Here is a 21,323-nt window from a genome sequence, read left to right on the forward strand (position 1 = left end):
AACCACTCCCCCATTGACTTTTATTCGCCCGGAGAATCCGCTCCGGGCGTCAAACCCTAATACAATCAAACCGATGAAAAAACTGCTCTTATGGCCCCTAGCGCTATCGCTGGCGCTATCGGGCGTAGCCCAAGACAAAGAAAAGGGCTGGGATGTGGAGAACCCGCCCGGCGAATCCAAAGAAATCAGAATAAAGACCGACGAGGGCACGTGGATGAACCTCGACGTAAGCCCCGACGGCAAAAAGGTTGTGTTTGATATGCTCGGCGACATCTACGTCATTTCGGTTGCAGGCGGAAAGGCCCGCTTGCTCAAAGGCGGAATGTCAATGGACGTACAGCCAAGGTTTAGCCCTGACGGACGGCATATTAGTTTCACTTCCGATGCCGGTGGCGGTGATAACGTCTGGATTATGAACTCCGACGGCTCCGACGCAAGGCAAGTTACCAAAGAGAATTTCAGGTTGCTCAACAACGCCGAATGGATGCCAGACGGCCAATATCTTGTTGCCAGAAAGCACTTTACGAGCGGACGTTCGTTGGGCGCGGGCGAGCTGTGGCTTTATCATATTAAGGGCGGATCGGGCGTACAGCTCACCAAACGCAAAAACGACCAGCAGGACGCCGGAGAGCCTGCCGTGTCGCCAGACGGCAAATACGTGTACTTCAGCGAGGATATGAGCGGAGGATCCACCTTTGAGTATAATAAGGATCCCAACGGCCGTATCTACGTAATCCGCAGGGTGAATACTGAGACGGGCAAAGTCCGTAATATTATTTCGGGTCCCGGCGGAGCCGTTCGTCCGCAGATATCGCCCGACGGACGCAAAATAGCCTTTGTGAGACGAGTTCGCACCAAATCGGTGTTGTTTGTCCATGACCTGAAAACAGGCGAAGAATACCCCGTTTACGACGGTCTGAGCAAAGACCAGCAGGAAGCCTGGGCCATCTTCGGCGTTTATACCTGTTTCGACTGGATGCCGGACAACCAAAACGTGATTATTTGGTCAAAAGGGAAAATCGTTAAGATCGATACCGAAACAGGTAAAGCAACTCCGATTCCGTTCAATGTGGATGTCCGGAAAAAGGTGATGTCCACCGTAAAGAACCAAAATGCCGTATTGGCCGAGAAGTTCGACTCGAAGATGATTCGCCAGGCAAAGACTTCTCCTGACGGAAAATGGCTCGTATTCAACGCTGTGGGCCATATCTGGAAGAAAAAATTGCCAAACGGCAAACCGGTTCGCTTGACCGATGATACGGAATTCGAGTTTGAACCGAACTTTTCTGCCGATGGCAAATGGCTTGTTTACGTTTCTTGGGACGATGAAAAGCTAGGAGAGATCAGAAAACTGGATTTGACGGATAAAAATTCAAAACCTGCAAAGATCACTTCCGAAAAAGGCTTTTACAGAACCCCAACCTTCTCCCCCGACGGCAAAAAGGTTGCATATCGAAAAGACAGGGGCAACGATCATATGGGTTTTAATTTCACCAAAAATCCGGGCCTCTACTATATCGATGCCAATGGCGGAGAATCGTTCCAGATATGCGAGGAGGGCGAATATCCCGCCTTTGACAATTCAGGTGAGCGAATTTACTATATGACAGGCGGTTACCTTTTCGGCTCTTTGAAGAAAGGTTTTCACAGTATCGGTCTGGACGGAAAAGACAAGCGAACCCACTTCACATCAAAGTACGCGAACCAATTTGCCGTAAGTCCCGACGGCAAAAAGGTGGCTTTCTCCGAACTCCATAAAGTTTACCTGGCTCCTTTCCCAAAAACGGGCAAAGGAACTGATCTGTCGCACGGCGGTGGGAAATTCCCCGTGGTACAGGTTGCCGAAGATGCCGGAACCAGCCTCCATTGGTCCGCTAAGGGTGAAAATCTGCATTGGACGCTTGGAGGAGAGTATTTTACGGTAAATGCCAAAGATAGGCTGGAAGCCTTCGGAACTGAAAAACTCAAGGAATTTAAGCCCGAAAAGAAGGGCCAAAATGTTGGGTTAACTCTCAAGGCGGATATTCCCGAAGGGAAAATGGCTTTCACAAATGCCCGGATCATCACTATGGACGGCGACAAAGTGATCGAAAACGGCATTTTGGTGGTAGATGGAAACAAGATCGTTGCGGTAGGTGAAGCTTCGGCAACCAAAATGCCGTCGGATGCCAAAGTGATCGATTGTTCGGGAAAAACGATAATGCCCGGAATCGTTGACTCCCACGCTCACCTCGGAACTTTCAGGTATGGAATGAGCCCGCAACAGCAATGGAGTTATTTCGCGAATTTGGCCTACGGTGTTACGACAACCCATGATCCGTCGTCAAATTCGGAAATGGTTTTCAGCCAATCCGAGATGGTCAAAACCGGAACAATGGTGGGCCCGAGGATTTTCTCTACAGGAACAATCCTCTACGGAGCCGACGGCGACTTCAAGGCCGTAATCAACAACCTTGACGACGCCCGTTCGGCCGTTTATAGGACAAAAGCCTTGGGAGCGTTTTCCGTAAAGAGCTACAACCAACCGCGCCGGGATCAGCGCCAACAGGTTTTGCAGGCTTCACGCGAATTGGGAATCAACGTTTACCCGGAAGGTGGCTCAACATTTTTCGCCAACATTTCGCAAGTGATCGACGGACATACGGGTATTGAGCATAACCTCCCGATCGCCCCTCTCTTCGATGACGTTATTCAGCTTTGGAGTGAAGTCGGAACGGCTTATACGCCGACTTTGATCGTGAATTACGGTGGAAATTCGGGTGAGTATTATTGGTACCAGCACACGGACGTTTGGGGAAAAGAGCGTCTACTGAAGTTTATGCCGAGAGGAATGGTCGATTCCCGCTCGCGCAGAGTGACGCTTGTACCTGAAGAGGAATATGAGAATGGCCATATTCTTACCTCAAAGTCCTGCAAAGCACTGTCGGATGCGGGCGTTCGGGTAAACCTCGGGGCGCACGGACAGCTTCAGGGCCTTGGGGCGCATTGGGAGCTTTGGATGCTTGAACAAGGCGGAATGACTCCGCTGGAGGCGATCAGGTCTGCTACGCTCAACGGTGCGGTGTATCTTGGAATGGATAGCGAGATCGGGTCTTTGGAAGTAGGGAAATTGGCGGATTTGATTATCATGGACAAGAACCCTCTCGATGATATCCGTAATAGCGAATCCGTAAGATACACCATGGTAAACGGCAGGCTGTACGATTGCGAGACAATGAACGAAATCGGAAACTACGACAAAAAGAGAGGAAGCTTCTATTGGGAAGGCCAAAAATATAATCGAGGTTTTGAATGGCATTCGGAGACCAACAGCTTTATGCCGAGCAATTGCGGTTGTGGTAGACATTAGGTTTACGAACTTTTATTTTTTAGGATAAGAAAAACGCCCGGGTGTAGCATCCGGGCGTTTTTTGTTATCAAAACCCCAAAATGGGGTTTTGAGATCGTTTAGGTCGTTAGTTTCTCAATAAAGCGTTTTGTAGGAAGTTTTTGACGTTTTGCTGAAGGAATCATCATGTTTGTTGATGTTTTTTTATCGTTAATCTAAAATTGATTTTTTTGCACTTTGAATATGCTGTTGTGAAAATGTGGGGAGTATTAAGGGAAATGTTACCATTTGCACTAGAATGAGTTGCGTTTAAACTAGGATTGAGCCGTAGATCTAAAGTAATACAAACGGTGAATTTCCATAGTATAGATTTGCCCAGCCTTCTTTTAAGACATGCGACATCAGATTTTCAAATTGTTCATCTCTTTAGAATTATTACTTTAAAAATTTATTCTTAGTAGAGTGGGGGATTTACTTGTCCTAAGTATCATGCTAATGTTGGTTAAAGATATTTTGAGGTAAAAAAATGTGAGTTAACTCATTAATCGAATTGGAAAAACTTGAAAACTGAGATTGATAATGACTAGAAGAATTTTTCGAAATCTGTGTACGCTGACAGGCTTGTTATTTTGCCTGGTGGTTCCGCCTCCTGTTTTTGGACAAGGAGGGTTGAAGATTAGCGGAACGATCAAGGACAAGGCTAACGGAGAAGACCTAGTGGGGGCGACAGTGGCGATCAAAGAAATGCCGGGAAAGGGTGCCGTCTCAAACGCTTACGGTTTTTATTCCCTGAGCCTTCCGGCGGGCAAGTATACGCTTATATACGGCTTTGTGGGGTATGATCCGATAATGAGGGAAATTGACGGGTCTGGCGAACAGAAAATCAACATTGAGCTAGCGGAAAATGCTCAAGAGTTGGACGTGATAGTAGTGAGCGCCGAGGCTGAAGACGCCAATGTGACTGCCAATGAAATGAGTGTCGTGAAACTCAGTCCCAAAGAAATTGAGGATGTTCCGGTCCTTTTCGGGGAGCGCGATATCATGAAAACCATCCAGCTTATGCCTGGTGTGCAGTCTGCGGGCGAGGGTGGTAGCGGTTTCTATGTCCGGGGCGGAGACGCCGGCCAAAACTTACTTTTGCTTGACGAGGCGCCCGTTTACAACGCTTCGCATATGATGGGCTTTTTCTCGGTGTTCAATTCCGACGCCATTAGAAGCGTCGATCTTTACAAAGCTGGGATTCCGCCCGCTTTTGGTGGACGGGTTTCTTCCGTGATGGATATTAAGATGAAAGAAGGCGACTCCAAAAACTTCGGTGTTTCTGGTGGAATAGGCCTTATAGCGTCCAGACTCACCGCTGAGGGACCTATCGTGAAGGATAAGGGATCGTTCATCATTTCAGGTCGTAGGACTTACGCCGACATGTTTCTGGCATTTTCGTCTGACGAGGACCTGAATAATTCGTCGCTTTATTTTTATGATTTGAATATGAAGGCGAATTATAGCCTGAACGACAATAACAGGCTGTTCGTCTCGGGGTATTTCGGAAAAGACAAAATGGGAACCGATGATTTCGGGATCGATTGGGGCAACGCTACGGGTACGGTTCGCTGGAACCATATCCTGAACAGTAGCTGGTTTTCCAACACGTCTCTCATTTACAGCAAGTATCGTTTTGGTTTCGAAATTTCTGACAACGGAGCTGCCAAACGAGGTCTTGATTCAAATATCGAGAACTGGAACCTTAAGCAACAATTCGAATATTATAGGAGCGAAAATATCTCGTACAAATTCGGTTTGAACGCTATTAGGCACACCGTTTCGCCAGGCGAAATGTCCGCTGACGATGAGGCTGCCGTAAGCGACTTCTCCGTTCCGAAGAGACACGCTTTCGAATACGCCGCTTACGCAAGCGCCGACCATAAAATTTCTCCGAAATTCCGTGCGGAATATGGCCTTCGTTTTTCTGGATTTCTGGCCTTGGGCCCTGGAGATTTCCACACCTACAATGATAAGGGCGACATAATATCGACTGAAACTTACGACAAAAACGAAGTTGCTGAGGACTATTACGGCCTTGAGCCACGTTTGAATTTGACGTATTTGCTGGATGGGCGAAGCTCTTTCAAGTTTTCTTACAACAGGGTTTACCAATACCTGCACTTGCTTTCGGCTTCATCTTCCGGTACACCGATGGATTATTGGATGCCTAGCAGTAATAATATTGAACCAGAAATTGGAGATCAATGGGCCGTGGGGTATTTCCGGAATTTTAACGAAAACCAATACGAGTTCTCCGCCGAAGTGTATTATAAAGACATCCAGAATGTTCTTGATTACAAAGTCGGAGCAGATGTTATTCTTAATGAAAACGTAGAGGCGGATTTGCTTTACGGCGACGGGCGTGCATACGGCCTGGAACTTCACCTTAAGAAAAAGACAGGAAAACTTACCGGTTGGCTTTCTTATACGCTCTCGCGTTCCGAGCGCAAGTTTGACGAACTTAACAATAATGATTGGTTTCCCGCCAAACAGGACCGAACTCATGACATTTCCATTACGGCCGTTTACAAGCTAAGCGAAAGGGTCAAACTGTCGGGTAACTGGGTTTTCTATACAGGCAACGCGGTGACTTTCCCGAGCGGAAAATATCAGGTAGACGGAAAATGGGTGAACTTGTACACTGAGCGTAACGGATACCGAATGCCGGATTACCACCGTTTGGATTTGGGCTTGACTTTGGAAAACAAAAAGTACAAATACACGCTGGATAGGGAAACGGGAAAGAAAGTGAAAGTGAAGAAGAAAGTGGAGTCTGGTTGGAACTTCTCGCTTTACAACGCTTATGCGCGCGAAAATGCGTATACAATCACTTTCCGCGAAAACGAGGATGATCGTAACCAAACCGAAGCTGTGCGTTTGGCGCTGTTCAGCATTATCCCTTCTGTTTCGTATTACTTTAAATTCTGATTGAGATGATTAGTGTTAAAAGATATATACTGGGCCTAATATCGATTTTGGCTCTGGCATCATGCGAAAAGGTTATCGATGTGGAGCTCGATTCTTCGGATCCGAGAGTTGTGATTGAAGGAGTGGTGACCGATATCGAGAACGGGAGCTACGTTACTGTGAAAAAAACAGTGGATTTTGAGAATGTCGGCAAACCTGAACTAATCAAAAATGCCAAGGTAACACTTAGCTCGGGTGGACAGACTTGGACCTTTGAAAGTGATCAGGACGGAGTATACAGACACGATGGGTTTACTGGGCAAATAGGCTCGAAATACACGTTGAAAGTGGAAGAAGGAGGAGTCACGCACACGGCGTCGGCCACTATGTTACAAAGAATTCCGATAGAAAAAATCACTATGGAATTTGACGAAGACAGCAACCGTAGGGGGGACGACGACGACAATTGGAAAGTCAAGGTGAAATATTTCGATCCGGCTGGGCCAATCAATTATTACAAATTCGCTGTATGGGTCGACGGAGAACTGGTGGAAGACCGAATCATGATCCGAAGCGGTAAGTATAGCGACGGAATAAATACGGAATACTCTTTTTGGGAAGATTTGGCTGAAGGGCAAAAACTCCGAGTACACCTTTACCAAATCGAAGAGAAAACTTACGAATATTTCGAGTCGATTTCAGACATTTACGGAGGCGGTAACCCCTTGGCACCGGGTAATCCGGACGGACAGTTCGATACTGACGCTCTTGGATATTTCGCAACTTATCCAGTATCGGAAAAGAGCGTAACGGTTACCGATACGGAAAACAGGGAGTAATACGATTTTCTGGAAATATAAAAAAGCCGAAACCCCATTTTGGGGTTTCGGCTTTTTTCGTTCGTTTTTGGGGATTCTATTCTGCTTTTATGCGTTTGCGTCAGTATCGATTCTTTTTTGGAAATCTTCCATAAAAGACGAAATAACGAATGGATCAAGGTTGGAATGATCGAATGCCAAAAGCATCGGGATCATTGTTTTGCCTTCCTGCGTGTACCTTTTTCCAAAATAGAAAAATGGTCTTCCTGATTTGTCTTTCGGAGTATGAAGCTGAAAACCGGAGAACTGTAAGTTCGGAAGGTTACCTACAAAGTGGGAGTTGGCCCAAGTCCATTCGTCCAGAGTCTCGAATACTTCTCCTAAAAGTGCTCTGTCAATATCTTTCCGATAGCTTGCGAAAAACTCGTTGAGAGTCATCTTGACGGGGTTTTCCAGTAAGATTTGCCCGAATCTGGCCTCGCCTCCAATGGCAACGGGCATAAAAACTGGCAAGTTTGCGAAAATGTACCACGTTCCGTCAATTTTACGGTAACGGAAATAAGGGTGCGCAGCTTGTGTTTGGATTAGATACCAAGTGATATATGCCGTAAACGAAGCGTCTGGATTGTCTTTATATTTTTCCGAGTATGTACGGTAAGCCTCGGTGATATCGAGTTGCAAGGTCATCTGCAATATAGGCTCCTGCACGAATTCTTTTTGGTGAAAAAAATCGAGCGCCCAACGTTCGTACTGGCTGACATCTCCTTCTTTCAGTTCCTTTCCCTCGTATTTCTCGTGTTGTTCTTTTTCAGTCATTTCGCTCAGAAAATTTCTTGGTTACTCAGATCATTTACCGCAAACAGAGGCCAAAGATAATCGGCTTTCGGCAATACTCCACGTTTTTTCTGATATCGAAGCGGAATCTATAAAATTTGTTGAATTACGTCAATCACTGATTATTTCGAAGCTCTTGGAAAGCGAATTTCCCTCCTTATCCGTAATCGTAACCGTGTGAACGCCCCGTGACGGCCGAAATGACATTACGTGCTTGCCTTCGGTTCTACCAATAAAATCGCCGTCAAGATGCCAAAAAATAGTTGCCGATTTGTCTCTGTGAACAGATTCGAATACCGTTTGTCCCGGAGTTCCGTCAAGTTCTACGGGAACATATATCCGGGCCTTCCTGCGGGGATAAATAAACGCCAATCGATTTTTTTCCGCTTCCAAATCCCGGCAATCCGGGCGCAAGGGCGGGGGACTGGAATAGTTACGGTGTTTTTTCTTATAATACCAAGCCTGAACGGGCGGAAGCACAAACCAGGGTCTGTGTTTCATTTTTCCTACCTCATAGCATCGGCTGTTAACTTGATGAAGCTCATTTTCGTCAAGATGAACCAGTTTATGATAAGCGCAAGCCGGACTTCTGCGTGTCGCTACCGGGTTACGAACAATTACGTTCTCAGGGCAATCTGGTCCGGCTTTCATTCCACTTTTCTGACACATTTCCGCCGACGGCATATCGCTCATCGGTTGCGGAAACCAACCTTTTGCTCTCGGCAAAGCGTCAAAAATATCGAAAAGTAGCGGTGCGGCGGCTCTTAGGCCCGTTAATCCCGGGCGCCCTTCGCCGTCGGCGTTGCCGAGCCAAACGCCCACTACATATTCCGGTGTCAATCCTACGGCCCAAGCGTCTCGGAAACCGAAACTTGTGCCAGTTTTCCACGCTACGGGCTGTGACGATTCGAATATTTCCCATCGGCCTTCTTCGTCCGGCCGGCGAAGTTCTTTCATTGCCTTAAAAGTCCGCCAAATTGCGCCTGCGCTAATTTTCCCGTTATGTAAAGCGGAATTTTTCTTGTCACTTACGGCTTTTAGGTAAGAATTTGGACGAAAATCACCACTTCGGTATCGTGTAGGTTCGGGGTTTTTGAAAAAACCGTTCAACGTTCTTCCCATGCCGGCATACATGGCGGTGATGTCCCAAAGAGTGGTTTCGGCTCCGCCAAGTACCAGCGAGAGTCCGTAATGGTTCGCGGGCTGGTTGAGTGTAGTCATTCCAAGCTCTTTTAATCGAAGATGGAATTTTTCGTACGAATATTTTTTGAGCAAGTAAACGAACGGAACATTCAGCGAACGACTAAGCGACTGATCGGCCGGCACGGCGCCATCAAAGTTTCTGTCAAAATTCTTCGGAGCGAAACCTCGGAAAAACATCGGAATGTCGGGCAAAAGTGTTTTCGGGGCGATTAGCCCTTCGTCGACGGATAACGCGTACAAAAAAGGCTTGAGCAAACTTCCCGTGCTTCTTTTCGATGTAATAATATCCACATATTCTCCGTGCGCAGAATCTTTGCCCTTTACGGGAGCATTGCCTACGTAAGCCAAAGTTTTTCCCGTTTTTAGTTCGATCACCAAAGCTCCGGCATTATGGACCTCATTTCCGGACATTCGCTCATGGTGTTGGGCCACCAAGGCGTTGATTCTTTTTTGCAGGGCGATTTTTATCGAAGAATTGACGAAAGTTCCTTCCAAACCTTCGTTTTTGGCTCTTTGTAAAAGGTGCGGAGCGATTGACGGCAATGATTTCGGTTTTCCAGGCAATGGTTCTTTACAAGCCAGGGCGCAACCGAGCGAATCCAAAACGCCCCGGTTCCAAAGTTTTTTCAGTAATCGATCACGTTTTTCACGTAACTGTCGCTGATTTTTTCCTGGATAAATAATCGACGGACTATTCGGTAACACCGCTAGCGTTGCGGATTCCGCCCAAGAAAGTTTTTTAGCTTCTCTGCCGAAATATCTTCTCGACGCGGCCTCCAGCCCCACGACATTTCCGCCAAACGGCGCATGAGAGGCGTAAAGCGCCATAATTTCGTCTTTACTGTATTTGTATTCGAGTTTCAGCGCAAGAATCATCTCAAGAATTTTCTCACTAAAAGTTCTCGATTTTCCTTTTCTGGAAAGCCGGATTACCTGCATACTTATAGTACTGGCGCCGCTCACTATTTTTCCGGCGCCGATATTTTGCTTCGTTGCTCGTAATACGGCCAAAAGGTTTATTCCTGGGTGATAGCGAAAATATTGATCCTCAAAATTCGTAAGGCAAACGGAGAATTTTTCCGGAACCGAATCGCTGAGCGGAAAGCGCCACTGCCCGTCTGCCGCAACAGAGGAACCGAGTAAATTTCCGTTTGACGAGAGCAAAACTGTGGAATATGACGGCGTAAAAAGCGGATCGGGTAGGGGAATGAGTAAGAAAACGATGAAAAAAACACCTATACCCAGCAGGATACGTACTTTTTTAAGTCGAAAGACGTCAGAGGAAAACTGTTGGGGAATCTTCTTTAACAATTCTAGCGGAGTATTTATCATTCGGGAAATTTTGCGAAAAAGAGTTTTGCCGGAAAAGTATCTGCTTAACCATTTCGTGAAAAATGTTCCGGAATTAGCAATTTGGATTTTCCCGTTAGGAAATTTCTATACCGAAAGGCTCCAACATCGATAGTACTTCCGGATAAGAAAATTTTGCGCCACGTATTTGGCTCACCCACGGATTGATTTTATAGCCTGAAGCTTCGCGAAAGTCCGATTTTTTTAGATCCGCTCCGTCAAAAAGGCTGTCTTCCAGTTTAGTTTTGCTAAAATCAGCTCGCTCAAGTTTTGCGTCGGTAAAATCCGCTCCGACTATTACGCATTCTGTAAAGCGTGTATTTTTCAAATTCATTCCGGAGAAGCGGGTGTAGGATAAAATGGAACGTTCGAAAGAAAATTCGATCAGAATTGGACGACAAACAGTGAAATCGATGCCAAGAAGCCGGCTTTCCTTGAAAACTACATCTTGTAACGCCACTCCCGAGAAATTTGCGTTGCTTAAATCACAAGTTTCGAAAACGCAGTCGCGGAAAGTGATACCGGAAAAGTTGGCTCCCGAAAAATCGCAGGAAACGAAGCGGCATTCTTCGTAAACGCCACAAAGCTCTCCGTCAGCCGAGATTTTCTCGACGGTTTCTCCAATCAGTATATTCTCGTTATGATTCGCCATGGCTAATAATTTCTACGGCAAAAATACTTACGAAAAACGGCCTAAATAAATGGGAAACGGATAAAATGGCTACAAAACAATTATTTTCTCAAGATTTCCCACTTATCTATCTCGTACTTTTCACGCAAAGCTTCAATGTGTACGTTTGCGATGGCCTCGTCGTCCACGCCGTTTTGTGGCCTGCATTCTATACCGTAAAGTTTTTCTTCGTATTCTCGGGTGATCACCTCAAGGCACGGCGCTTTTCGCATCTGTTCCACACTCAGCGGAATAGCGTTGCCTTTTTTGCGGATCACCACTCTTAGGTAGATTGTTTTTCGTTCCAAAATAGAGGGTTTATGGTTCTTGGCGGTTATTCTTGTCGGGTTTGGTTGGAGTGGTTTTTTATCGACGTAATTTTTTGTCCATAATCGTCCGAAACTAACTTAAACGCCTTTTTTAAGCAAGCGATAAAGCAAATTGCCACAAAAAATTATTTTATGGGATAAAATTCTGACTAAAAAATATAATCGATCAATTTTTTTGACAAAACAGGAAAGTTTTTTATCATTAAGTAATTAGTTACGAATTCAAGTCGTTTAGTTTTAGAAAGGGGATAGGGAAATCTTTCTATTGTAGCCATTTTTTTGGCCTTGAGTTTTTCCGGTGTTGATTTTTTGTGCGGTTGTCTCGTTTTGCTTCCCTGAATAGCTTTTTGGTAGCGCATAATGGTGGCGCAAAGCTGAAGCGTTTCTTTCACGAGCGTTTTTTCGCGACAGTTTTGGGTTGGATTTATGCGGATTGATTTCCGATTTCATTTCGGAAATTTTCCTCGGGTTTCGGCCGTTCGTCCGAACGTCACGGATATCCGAACAAAAGTTCCCCCACCATTTTTGTTCATCCTATAAAACCTCATGATTATGTTACGGAATTGTTCTTTTCTATTCTTATTGACTTTTCTTTTTGCTTGTGGCAATGACAATTCTAAACCAAAAGACCTTTTGGCATTGAGCAATGACACGGTCTATGTAAATATTGATAAGAGAGACACTCTATTTGTTTGTAATTTTGAAAAAATCAAAGACTTGGACGAGGAAGTCCGCATTCCGCTAAGTGATTTGGTCGATAAAATCGATTTTGTACGACTTGAAACTACTGAAGAATCTTATTTAGGGAAATGGCCCGGTTTTAACGTAACTAAAAAATACCTTGGTGCAAGGGAAAATAGGGCTACGTATAAACTTTTTGATCGCAAAGGAAAATTCATCAAAGAATTTGGGGCGGTAGGAAAAGGCCCGGGAGAGTACACAACTTTGTCCGCTGATAAAATTGATGATGAAACAGGAGACGTTTTTTTATTGCCTTGGAATAGAAAGGAACTCTTGCGTTACGGAAAAGATGGTAAACTTAAGAATCCGATTCCGTTGAAGTACGGAACAGTTAAGGGCAGTTTTGATATCAAAGGCGATGAAGTTTCAGTGGTGACTATAGCTTTCCGTCCGGAAAATGTAATGGCACAAACATTTACAACTTCCGGCGACTCAATAAACGCTATGCGTGCCGGGCATGTGGCCACAACGCATGGATATTTCAGTAACAGCTTGTTTTCGTTTGGAAATACTCCGGGAGTTATAGATTTTCATGCTTGGTGGTTTCATCCTATTCGAAATGATTCTCTCTACCATTATTTGCCTCATGAAAACAGATTCAAACCGGTGTTTACACTTACTTTTAAGGAAAAACCAATGATTCACACGTATATGGAACTGCCGCATCATTTTCTTTTTTCTGTTTCGACATCGAAGCAAGTAGGAAAAAACAGTTTCAGTACGGTACCGTTAGGCGTTTATATGGTGGACAAACGTGATTTGAGCGTAAAAAAAATCAAATTGTTTAATGACTTTTTCGGTGATGCAGACCTGTATCCATTTTTCTGCTTTAAGAATGGGAAATTTGTGAAAAACATCCCGGCGGTTACGTTGATTGATGATGTGACCAAGATGTTAGAAGAGAATAAAAAGATGAGCAAGAAGCAACGCTCATTCCTCGAAAAATTCGTTGCGGAAACAAATGAGGATGATAACCCTATTTTATTGATAGGCAACCTAAAGAGATAAGCGTTAAGCAAAGAGGACGTTTTCGTCCGGATTTTTTACAAAGCGGAACTTTCCTTGGAAAGTCTCCGCTTTGTTTTATTTTGAATTTTTTACCCTTAAAATTGTCAGTGAGGCTGATTCGTTGAAAAATAGGTGTCAGTTACGCCACAGATTTGTTCCTGTTGGTTTTACGAACAGAAACTACGCAGACTATTTTCTCAATACGCTTTACACATTACTATAAATGGATTATCGCGACGAAGTTTTTTTGGCCGTAGCCGAAAATTTGAGCTTTTCCAAAGCCGCTGAAGATCTTTGTATCAGCCAGCCGGCCGTTACAAAACACGTAAAAGAGCTTGAAAACCGATGGAATGTGGCGCTTTTTGAGCGGATCGGGAATAAAATCAGCTTGACGGATGCAGGAAAAATGGCTGTGGAAAGGCTAAAAGATATTCGTTGGCGATATCGTGAGCTGGAATTTGGGCTTGGCCGGTTAAACGGCGATTTTTTTGGGCAATTACGCCTTGGCGCCAGTTCCACAATCTCTCAATACGTCATACCCGAAGCTTTGGCGGCGTTTCATAAGCGTTATCCGCAGGTTGATTTGACTTTATTGCAGGGAAATTCCAGCGAAATGGAAGAAAAACTTTTGGCGGGGGAAATCGACATCGCGTTGGTAGAGAATGAAACAAGTGAGCCCGGTTTGCGCTACGAGGATTTTCTGGACGATGAAATAGTAACCGTAACAGGTGTGAAAAGCGCTTACGCTGATATTCGTGAGTTGAAATTGGAGGATTTTTCTAGAATACCGCTGGTTTTGAGGGAAAAAGGATCGGGTACGCTCCAGGTACTTAAAAAAGCGCTACAAAAAAAGGGCGTAAAACTCAGTAAACTCAATATTCTACTGCATTTGGGGAGCACGGAAGCGATCAAGAATTTTTTGGCGGATTTTGACGGTGTAGCTTTGGTGTCGGCGAAGGCTATCGAAAAAGAACTTTTGCTGGAACAGCTCGTCAGAATTCGTTTGCCGGAACTTAGCCTCACAAGAAAATTCCGCTCGGCGTATCGTATGGGACCGTTGCCGGACGTGCCTCGCATTTTTACACGCTTTCTGGAAGGTCATAACTTGTAGTTATCAGGCATAACAATCCGGTATTTGCGGCCCGTCAGATCCCCCCGTAACTTTGTGACGAACAAAAGAGGGGAAAGATATGGAGCCGAAAAAAAGAAACTCGATAATTATCTACACAATTGCGCTTGCTCTTTGTTTTGCGCCGTTTATGTCACCGCTTTTGGCGCTTGCTTTAGGGCTGGGGCTTTCGTTTACGGGAATTCCGAGGCCAAAATTCGCCAAAAATGTTTCCGTTATTTTGCAAGCGGCCATCGTAATGATGGGATTCGGGATGGATTTTAACCAAGTGTTGGGTGCGGCCACTTCCGGCTTCGCCGAAACTTTGGTGTCGGTTTTGGCCGTGATGTTTCTCGGATATTTTTTGACCAAATTCCTGAAAATTGACAAAACCATCGGGCTTTTAATTAGTGCGGGTACTGCGATTTGCGGCGGTAGTGCGATTGCGGCCGTTGCGCCGGTTTCCGGAGCAAAAGATTCGCAGATTTCCTTCGCCTTGGCCGTAGTTTTTATCCTAAATGCCGTGGCTTTGATTGTGTTTCCTCCTTTGGGCCACGCTTTTGGGCTTAGCCAACATGAGTTTGGAAATTGGGCGGCCATCGCTATTCACGACACAAGTTCTGTGGTGGGAGCGGGCGCTACATATGGAGCGGAAGCTTTGCAAGTGGCTACGGCCGTGAAGCTTGTGCGCGCGCTGTGGATTATTCCGCTTACGGGAGCCTTAGCTTTTTTCCGCAAAGGAAATTCGGACGGAAAAGGCGTGAAAATTCCTTGGTTTATCTTGATGTTCGCCGGCGCCATTGTATTCGCATGGTTGTTTCCGCAAGGGTGGGCGGTTTACGACTCGCTTTATTGGATAGGAAAAAAAGGAATGGCTTGCGCTATACTTCTGATCGGCGCGGGAATTTCGGTAAAAGCTGTAAAAGAGGTCGGTCCGAAGAGTTTTTTGCTCGGTATAGCGCTTTGGGTGTTAATTGGATCGGGATCTTTGGTGGGAATTCTTTTGTGCAGATAATTTTCTGATGACAAAATGAACGTGTGCTAGCGCAACACTGTTTTTCGAAGAAAAAAATGCTGATAAATTCAATCGGAAAAAATTCGGAATAGCTTTCGACTTAAAAAAAGCCCAGCCGTATTGTTACGGAACCGGGCTTTTTGTCTTTTGATGATGTTTTTGCAGTGAATTTTTAGTGAGTTAGAAAAATCCGCTGATTTTTAGGCATATCAAGCCACCAGCCTTCTAGGAATAATTAAAAATCCTTGTTTCCCTTCTTGTTTTTTGCTTCTTGGAACTGGCGGATTAAAAGTTTTTTCCGGCTTGTACTTTTCCACGTGTTTTTGCATAAAGTCCGGAACCTTTTCTTTTTCATTTATAAGCGAAAGCACCCAGATCAAATAAGGAAGATCTTCAAAATTAAAAGGCTTTAGGCTCCAGAGGCTGTAAATAGATCGTGATTTCTTTTTTTGCGGAAAGCGTGAGAATTTTCTACCGAAGCGCATATAGCGGGAAAGATCCGATAGCCATGCGATTTCGTTGCGTGGAATCCTGTCCGGATCTCCAAAACCAAAAACATGTCGGCGTTTTCTTCTGAAACAAATGGCATACAAGCGTTTGCGGGCCATATAAAGACTGTGAGCCAAATTAGCGCAATAATTCCCACCGATAGAATTACACCGAATTTCCCGGCTAACCGTAGACGGTGACCGCTCAATAAACTCGGCGATTTCGCGAATGGAAAATCCGTAGCATTTCATATTCGCTATTTCTCTACGTTCGCTTTCGCTGAGGCGTTTGTATTGGCGGATTTTTCGGTGTCTCATTCTTCAGGTGTTCTTTAGAGCAAATTCCGCAGAGTTTGTGCCTATCTATTTTTTATTGGATTTCTTTATTGTAATAATAGTTTTCAAATTTATGATTGCTGATTTGTTATATTTGTAACTAGTGATTTGATTATTGTTTTTTGACTTGGTATAATGAAAAAATCGTTACTGTTTTTTGCTCTTTTTTTGATCTCGTTTTCTCGAGGTTTTTCACAGCATGAGATTGGTTATTACCATGATATAAGCGGTTTGCCTATTCATGGGTATTATGATGAGCTGGATTATTCACCACTTATTGGAGTGGTATTTAATAAGAGTATTTCCGAGACCTACAGTGAGGGGGCGTATTACACCAAAAAGGGAAAGAAAGTGGGTGGAATGCTGTTAATAAAAAGCAGAGGCATTCAATACAAAAAAGAAAATGAGGACGAACCGATAACTCTGGAAATAAAGGATCTTTCCGCGGCTGTTGTAGGTATTGATTCATTTTTTGTGGCCAGTAATTTTTCCATAGAAAGAGCGACGGGTTCATATAGAAAAGAAAAGCCTGAACTCGTTCAATTCCTTTTAGAATATGAAGGGAGAACTTATGCCCGGCATTTTAATTTCGGTAAGTCAATTGTAGACGGGGGGAGAAAACACATTCTTCAGACCTTTCTCCTTAAATATAGGGATGGCAGTGAATGGATTAGCTTTCCTAATGAGTCTAGTATGCGCACAAGAAAGACTATAAGCGAGAGGAATAATGGAAAAGAAATGCCGGGCTTGCCTCTCCCTTTTATGGATAAGTTCTCCGTTAAAAATAGATTTCTAAAGAAAGTGCGTGAGCATTTTACCGATTATCCTTTCGTAGTGGCGGATGTTGAGATAGGAAAGATTACTCAAACTGATTTTCTTACAATTATTCGATACTTGAAATACAAAGATAAGTTTGAAAGAAAAGAGCCTATCTATTTTAACAAATATTGGAACGAAACGAATAAAAAGGATAAAGCCACTTATTATGCGGAATTGTCGATGCCGGATGCCATTCATTGGTTATTGCGCTATCACGATATGAACGGGAAATTTTTATATGGTGAGCAGGTCGATATTTATGGAAATAAAATGGAAAGCTCGCATTTTAAGTCGTTGTATCCGTCAGGTGTTTGCCGGAAAGCGTCTGTGTTTGAAGCAAAAAAACTACAGGAAGTTAAGCTTTTTGATGAGCAAGGAAAGATACATACGAAATACTCTGTGAGTTTAGCAGATACGGATACCATTGGGACATGGAGTGATAAGAAAAAGGATGTAGCCCTGAATTATACATATCTCATTGATGAAAATGGGAAAGAATTAGTTTTTGAAAAATTTACAAGCCGAAGTTTTTATGATCCGATCCGTAAGCTAACTTTTCATCAAGAATTTAAGCGAGGAAAACTTGAAAAAACATATTATGTGGAAGAAGGAGGGAGGAAAGTTTATTTGGCTTGCGGAAGACCTTCCAAATTTAAAGTTTTAAGGTTATCGAGAGTTTTTTCCGATCGCTTTTACATTCCGGGGAAACAGTCTATAAAAAAGGCGTCGAAAATCGATACGGTTATGGTAAGTGCCATAGCTGATGGTGCGAAACAAACAGGATTGGTTTGGATGAAAATTTCTGAAAGTGGGATAGTAGAGTCTTGGAAACTTTTGAAAACGGGGCTCCATGCAGATTATCAAGAGGAATTGACAGATTTTTTAACTGCTCATTATGGCCAAAATTCAGAGTTAACCCGAAAAGAAAAACCTTATCGCATAAAAGGGAAAAAAGTTGCGCATGAAATTGTTGTTCCTTTTACGTTTACTTTCTCTCGTTTTTATGATTTGGAGGACAAATATTATTATATGCGATGGAATCCGTTTTTGATGAACCAGTTTGCTCCGGGAATACATTTTTCTTTGTAAGGCATTTTATAGCGTAAAAAGTGATGTGATTTACTATTCAAAAAAAGCGTTTCGGAAGGCCGAAACGCTTTTTCTATCCATTTACCACTCAACAGGTTCCAGTCCTTTCGAAACCAGATATTCATTTGCCTTACGGAAATGTCCGTTGCCAAAAAAACCGCGGTGCGCAGAGAGTGGCGACGGGTGTGGCGAGCTGAGAGCTAAATGTTTTGATTTGTCTATTACGGCGCCTTTTTTCTGGGCGTATGATCCCCAGAGGAAAAACACGACATTTTCTTTTTGCTCGGAAACTATCCTGATTACGGCGTCGGTGAAAATCTCCCAGCCTTTTTTCTGATGCGATCCGGCTTGCGCGGCTTTTACAGTTAACGTGGCGTTGAGTAAAAGTACGCCTTGGTCTGCCCAGCGTTCCAAGTTTCCACTTGTTGGGATTTCCTTTCCCAGATCCTGGTTTATTTCCTTAAAAATATTTCTGAGGCTCGGCGGAAATACCACTCCGTCGTTTACCGAAAAACACAGGCCGTTCGCTTGTCCTGGTCCGTGGTAAGGATCTTGGCCGATAATTACCACCTTAACTTTATCGAAAGGGCAATGATCGAAGGCGTTGAAGATCAGCTTGGCGGGTGGGTAAATTGTGCCAGTTTTGTACTCGCTACGGACAAAATCGGTGAGTTGTCCGAAATAAGTTTTGTCGAATTCTTCCTGGAGTCGTTCTTTCCAGGTTTCATTGATTTTCACGTCCATAATCCGAAGGTACGTGATTCGTCGAAAAAAATACGGACGTTTCCGTAAAAAGGGGAAACGTCCGTAAAAATCAGCGTCCTGGGCGATAAACCACCGGCGATGCGCCAAAATGGTGTCCGCCGAGTTTGGCTTCTTTTTCCATACTGATCAGTTCTTTTGCCAAGCTGGTCATGTTGCGGAGTGCGAGAGGCTCGTTTACTTCTTCAACTACAAGTCCGCTTTTTTTGCGCAAAAACGAATAACTTTTCCAGAGGCTTTGTTTGATTCGCTCTACGTTCGAAGGTTTTCTCAATAGAAAAAGAATCTCCGATTTTAGCGATTCGATTTCTTCCGGAGTTGATTTATTCGAGAGTGCAGAGATTTCTCTTCCGAGTTCCCGAGCTCGATTTTGTTCTATTTCCTGACAGAGAAATTTGAGTCCGTGCCAAGTTTCCGATAGGGTCTTTGGGCTTTTCACCTCTAATCGCCGTAGCCAAACGAATGCTACGAGCCTTCGGCGCCAATCCCACCATTTTACGGGGCTTTGCAAGTCCACAGCCGGAATCAGGAAGAGTTTTTCCTTCAGCAAAAGCGAGCCGAAAACTCCCGGAGGTTTTCCGAGGCGGTCATTTTTCAGTGTTGTCCGGTAAACGCCACAACTCGGGCTTCCTTCCATAAATACAAAAGCTTCCACGCCGGCACGATCCAGTGTTCCCATACAGGTTTCGGCCCCGAAGCGCAATTGCTCGGAGACTTCTTGGCCTTTTCTGTTTTTGATAATCGCTTTTTCTTCCCAAAAATCGTGTCCGTTTCCGCCTTGTAGTCGTATCGGCGTGCGGGGTACGCCCATTCCGGCCATTACTTCCGGACAGACTGGCGTCCAGTAAAAATCTGAGCGTTCGCGGTTGAGGTTTGCGGGCATGTTCCAGCCTTTGGCGTTGTAGCGGATTTTCGCTCCGTACATGCACGCCGATATGCCGACATGGATTTTGTCTTCGAGCAGGTATTCCATCTGTTTTTTGTTAATACCATAAAAGTCCCCCCGCTGTTTGGCAAGGCGACTGCTCCGTGATTACAATTTATACTTTTTCATCCGAATTATGTAAATTGCGGGCTGATTCTATTGGTTTGACGGGTGATTGGGGCACTATGGGCTCCTTTTTTCCGTTCGGTAGAAGACTCCGTCCTGTTGGCCCAGCGAGAGTTCTTTTATTTCAACCTAGCTAGTAAGGCGCTATTGGCTGTGTATTTTGCGTAGTCGGGGGCGTTTGAAAGCCCAAAAACTGTTTCGACCTTGGAAAAGAAGCAAAGAAGAGCGGTAGCGCTTTTCTCCGGTGGACTTGACTCCACTTTGGCAATGAAACTGATTAAAGATCAGGGTGTTGACGTGGTAGCTGTTAACTTTGTATCGCATTTTTTCGGCGGAAAAAATCCGAATGCGGAGAAAATGTGCGAACAGATCGGCGTGAAGCTGGAATATGTTGACATTAAACCTATCCACACCGAAATCGTGAACGATCCGCAGTACGGCTATGGAAAAAACATGAACCCGTGCGTGGATTGCCACGGTTTGATGATGCGTTACGCAAATGAAGAGTTGATGGCGCGTTTTGACGCCGATTTTATTATCAGTGGCGAAGTGTTGGGACAGCGTCCCAAGTCGCAGAACGGACGTGCGCTGGAAATCGTTAAGAAACTTTCCGGAGTAGAGGATTTGATCGTTCGCCCAATGTCTGCGAAGCTTTTGCCGGAAAGTAAGCCTGAGCGCGAAGGCTGGATCGATCGGGAAAAACTTGCGGACGTATCCGGACGTAGCCGTAAGCCTCAGATTGAGATGGCGGAGAAGTTCGGAATCGAGGACTTTCCAAGCCCTGCGGGTGGCTGTTTGTTGACCGATCCGGGTTATTCTAGAAAATTGCGAGTATTGCTCAACGACGGTTTGATCAAAGAAGAAAACTCCGAGCTTTTCTACTTGCTGAAGCTGGGAAGATTCTTCCGTATGGATAAAGGAAAATACATTTTCGTATCCAGAAACGGCGATGAGAGCTCAAAGCTTGAGGAGCATATCAAGGTTTCGTCTCTATTGATCGAGGACACAAAAGAGGTTCACGGGCCGTTGGTGCTGGGCTTTGGTGAAATCAACGCTGAAGATACCGAGTTTGCCAAGCAATTGTTCTCGCGTTATTGCAAGTTGAAAGGAAAAGAACGCGTTCCGATGGTTGTGGATGGTGAACCGGCAGAAATCCCCGCCTTGGATATTGAAGCTGTTGAGGCGAAAATGAAAGAACATTTGGTTTAAGGTTTTCCCATTGAAAATATTTTTCTATCCGTGAATTGATGGATAGAATTCGAAGAAGCTGTTCCCTTAGAGGAGTGGCTTCTTTTTTTGGCTTGAATCATTTTAAATAATACTGATTTCAATCCAAAACCGCTTAATAACATGGGGTAATGTCATGTTGAAATATGATTTGCAAGCCAATCCGATGACTTGGTTTTATTTTTAATGCTAAAATGT

15 protein-coding genes are annotated in these 21,323 nt (G+C 44.5%); 8 read left to right on the top strand and 7 right to left on the bottom strand.

All coding sequences use genetic code 11. The annotated features are described in order from the left end of the window. Positions 1-73: 73 nt before the first annotated feature. The 3 genes from AABK39_RS19950 to AABK39_RS19960 all read left to right on the top strand — a co-directional run bounded on the left by AABK39_RS19950 (position 74) and on the right by AABK39_RS19960 (position 7,116). Positions 74-3,349, top strand: a complete 3,276-nt coding sequence (locus AABK39_RS19950) for an amidohydrolase family protein (RefSeq protein ID WP_338394716.1) — start codon at positions 74-76, stop codon at positions 3,347-3,349. Between the two features lie 558 nt (positions 3,350-3,907). Continuing rightward, positions 3,908-6,298, top strand: a complete 2,391-nt coding sequence (locus tag AABK39_RS19955) for a TonB-dependent receptor (RefSeq protein ID WP_338394717.1) — start codon at positions 3,908-3,910, stop codon at positions 6,296-6,298. A gap of 5 nt (positions 6,299-6,303) precedes the next feature. After that, a complete protein-coding gene (locus AABK39_RS19960; RefSeq protein WP_338394718.1) occupies positions 6,304-7,116 on the top strand; it encodes a DUF4249 domain-containing protein in 813 nt (270 codons plus the stop codon). Positions 7,117-7,203: 87 nt separating this feature from the next. On the opposite strand, the gene AABK39_RS19965 is transcribed toward AABK39_RS19960, so the two are convergent. The 4 genes from AABK39_RS19965 to AABK39_RS19980 form a co-directional block, all read right to left on the bottom strand. Beyond that, positions 7,204-7,911 (bottom strand): CatA-like O-acetyltransferase, encoded by a 708-nt coding sequence (locus AABK39_RS19965; protein ID WP_338394719.1) that lies wholly within the window; start codon positions 7,909-7,911, stop codon positions 7,204-7,206. Between the two features lie 129 nt (positions 7,912-8,040). Beyond that, positions 8,041-10,464, bottom strand: a complete 2,424-nt coding sequence (pbpC, locus tag AABK39_RS19970) for a penicillin-binding protein 1C (RefSeq protein ID WP_338394720.1) — start codon at positions 10,462-10,464, stop codon at positions 8,041-8,043. 94 nt (positions 10,465-10,558) lie between these two features. Further along, positions 10,559-11,134 (bottom strand): pentapeptide repeat-containing protein, encoded by a 576-nt coding sequence (locus tag AABK39_RS19975; RefSeq protein WP_338394721.1) that lies wholly within the window; start codon positions 11,132-11,134, stop codon positions 10,559-10,561. Between the two features lie 80 nt (positions 11,135-11,214). Beyond that, on the bottom strand, positions 11,215-11,460 hold the full coding sequence (locus AABK39_RS19980) for a hypothetical protein (protein ID WP_338394722.1): 246 nt from the start codon (positions 11,458-11,460) through the stop codon (positions 11,215-11,217). A 654-nt stretch (positions 11,461-12,114) separates the two neighbouring features. Between AABK39_RS19980 and AABK39_RS19985 the strand changes: the two genes are divergently transcribed. From AABK39_RS19985 to AABK39_RS19995, 3 genes are all read left to right on the top strand, one after another. After that, the gene (locus AABK39_RS19985) at positions 12,115-13,230 is read left to right on the top strand and encodes a 6-bladed beta-propeller (RefSeq protein ID WP_338394723.1); all 1,116 of its coding nucleotides are present in this window, start codon (positions 12,115-12,117) and stop codon (positions 13,228-13,230) included. A 223-nt stretch (positions 13,231-13,453) separates the two neighbouring features. Further along, positions 13,454-14,341 (top strand): LysR substrate-binding domain-containing protein, encoded by an 888-nt coding sequence (locus tag AABK39_RS19990; protein WP_338394724.1) that lies wholly within the window; start codon positions 13,454-13,456, stop codon positions 14,339-14,341. Between the two features lie 79 nt (positions 14,342-14,420). Further along, positions 14,421-15,353, top strand: coding sequence for a YeiH family protein (locus AABK39_RS19995; RefSeq protein WP_338394725.1), 933 nt, complete (start codon positions 14,421-14,423; stop codon positions 15,351-15,353). Positions 15,354-15,562: 209 nt separating this feature from the next. Here the strand turns inward: AABK39_RS19995 and AABK39_RS27790 are convergent, their stop codons facing one another. Further along, complete coding sequence (locus tag AABK39_RS27790; protein WP_421825167.1) at positions 15,563-16,159, bottom strand: helix-turn-helix domain-containing protein; 597 nt, start codon at positions 16,157-16,159, stop codon at positions 15,563-15,565. 153 nt (positions 16,160-16,312) lie between these two features. Here AABK39_RS27790 and AABK39_RS20005 point away from each other — a divergent pair, with 153 nt between their 5' ends. Beyond that, the gene (locus tag AABK39_RS20005; protein WP_338394726.1) at positions 16,313-18,085 is read left to right on the top strand and encodes a hypothetical protein; all 1,773 of its coding nucleotides are present in this window, start codon (positions 16,313-16,315) and stop codon (positions 18,083-18,085) included. Positions 18,086-18,166: 81 nt separating this feature from the next. Here the strand turns inward: AABK39_RS20005 and ung are convergent, their stop codons facing one another. Continuing rightward, entirely contained in the window at positions 18,167-18,829 is a 663-nt protein-coding gene (gene ung / locus AABK39_RS20010) for a uracil-DNA glycosylase (RefSeq protein ID WP_338394727.1), read from the bottom strand. A gap of 70 nt (positions 18,830-18,899) precedes the next feature. Next, positions 18,900-19,820, bottom strand: coding sequence for a 2-thiouracil desulfurase family protein (locus tag AABK39_RS20015; protein WP_338394728.1), 921 nt, complete (start codon positions 19,818-19,820; stop codon positions 18,900-18,902). 282 nt (positions 19,821-20,102) lie between these two features. Between AABK39_RS20015 and AABK39_RS20020 the strand changes: the two genes are divergently transcribed. Continuing rightward, positions 20,103-21,107 carry a 7-cyano-7-deazaguanine synthase gene (locus AABK39_RS20020; RefSeq protein WP_338394729.1) on the top strand — a complete coding sequence of 335 codons (1,005 nt, stop codon included), beginning with the start codon at positions 20,103-20,105 and terminating at the stop codon, positions 21,105-21,107. The last annotated feature ends 216 nt before the right edge of the window (positions 21,108-21,323 follow it).

The sequence above is a fragment of the Fulvitalea axinellae genome (assembly GCF_036492835.1).
GTDB lineage: Bacteria > Bacteroidota > Bacteroidia > Cytophagales > Cyclobacteriaceae > Fulvitalea > Fulvitalea axinellae.

Coding starts and splice junctions, on each gene's coding strand:
- AABK39_RS20005 (WP_338394726.1), top strand. CDS start 16,313: ATGAAAAAATCGTTACTGTTTTTTGCTCTTTTTTTGATCTCGTTTTCT.
- AABK39_RS19950 (WP_338394716.1), top strand. CDS start 74: ATGAAAAAACTGCTCTTATGGCCCCTAGCGCTATCGCTGGCGCTATCG.
- pbpC (WP_338394720.1), bottom strand. CDS start 10,464: ATGATAAATACTCCGCTAGAATTGTTAAAGAAGATTCCCCAACAGTTT.
- AABK39_RS19955 (WP_338394717.1), top strand. CDS start 3,908: ATGACTAGAAGAATTTTTCGAAATCTGTGTACGCTGACAGGCTTGTTA.
- AABK39_RS19995 (WP_338394725.1), top strand. CDS start 14,421: ATGGAGCCGAAAAAAAGAAACTCGATAATTATCTACACAATTGCGCTT.
- AABK39_RS27790 (WP_421825167.1), bottom strand. CDS start 16,159: ATGAGACACCGAAAAATCCGCCAATACAAACGCCTCAGCGAAAGCGAA.
- AABK39_RS19975 (WP_338394721.1), bottom strand. CDS start 11,134: ATGGCGAATCATAACGAGAATATACTGATTGGAGAAACCGTCGAGAAA.
- ung (WP_338394727.1), bottom strand. CDS start 18,829: ATGGACGTGAAAATCAATGAAACCTGGAAAGAACGACTCCAGGAAGAA.
- AABK39_RS19965 (WP_338394719.1), bottom strand. CDS start 7,911: ATGACTGAAAAAGAACAACACGAGAAATACGAGGGAAAGGAACTGAAA.
- AABK39_RS20015 (WP_338394728.1), bottom strand. CDS start 19,820: ATGGAATACCTGCTCGAAGACAAAATCCATGTCGGCATATCGGCGTGC.
- AABK39_RS19960 (WP_338394718.1), top strand. CDS start 6,304: ATGATTAGTGTTAAAAGATATATACTGGGCCTAATATCGATTTTGGCT.
- AABK39_RS19990 (WP_338394724.1), top strand. CDS start 13,454: ATGGATTATCGCGACGAAGTTTTTTTGGCCGTAGCCGAAAATTTGAGC.